We start from the raw sequence: 1,040 nt of genomic DNA on the forward strand, positions 1-1,040 counted from the left end.
GTTGGTGCTGATGGAGCTGTCGTGTCTACTACTGTTGTCGTTGCTTCTGACGATGTATTGCCATCTTTATCTGTTGCTGTTACGACAATGTCTTCTCCACCGTCTAAGTCCACATCTGATGGAATTTCGATTGTATAGTTACCTTGGTCATCAGTTGTGCCCGTTGCCGTTGTCCCATCTGGGAACGTTACTGTGACCGTTGATCCTGGCTCTGCTGTGCCATCAATTGTTGTATCTTCACTTGTTACGTCTTTCACCGTCGGTGCTTCTGGTGCTGTTGTGTCTTTAACGGTTGTTGTTAAAGAATCTGAGATATTTCCATTACTATCCATCGCTGATATTAATAGTTCTTCGTCACCTTTTAAATCTATTTTTTCAGGTATAGTAATTGTATATTCACCTTGGTCATTTGCTTTACTTTCTGCTGTAGTACCATCTGGGAATGTCACTGTGACTGTTGATCCTGGTTCTGCTGTGCCACCAATTGTTGTATCTTCACTTGTTACATCTTTCACTGTTGGTGCTGATGGAGCTGTCGTGTCTACTACTGTTGTCGTTGCTTCTGACGATGTATTGCCATCTTTATCTGTTGCTGTTACGACAATGTCTTCTCCACCGTCTAAGTCCACATCTGATGGAATTTCGATTGTATAGTTACCTTGGTCATCAGTTGTGCCCGTTGCCGTTGTCCCATCTGGGAACGTTACTGTGACCGTTGATCCTGGCTCTGCTGTGCCATCAATTGTTGTATCTTCACTTGTTACGTCTTTCACCGTCGGTGCTTCTGGTGCTGTTGTGTCTTTAACGGTTGTTGTTAAAGAATCTGAGATATTTCCATTACTATCCATCGCTGATATTAATAGTTCTTCGTCACCTTTTAAATCTATTTTTTCAGGTATAGTAATTGTATATTCACCTTGGTCATTTGCTTTACTTTCTGCTGTAGTACCATCTGGGAATGTCACTGTGACTGTTGATCCTGGTTCTGCTGTGCCACCAATTGTTGTATCTTCACTTGTTACATCTTTCACTGTTGGTGC

Annotated in this window: 1 protein-coding gene; it reads right to left on the reverse strand. The window is 42.2% G+C overall.

The window, feature by feature from the left end; all coding sequences use genetic code 11:
• Window positions 1-1,040 (reverse strand): Ig-like domain-containing protein (locus tag FYJ81_RS12965; RefSeq protein ID WP_229767964.1); only part of this gene is annotated, 1,040 nt, incomplete at both ends.

Source organism: Staphylococcus sp. McC-251-APC-3A2 (assembly GCF_009695665.1).
GTDB lineage: Bacteria > Bacillota > Bacilli > Staphylococcales > Staphylococcaceae > Staphylococcus > Staphylococcus cohnii.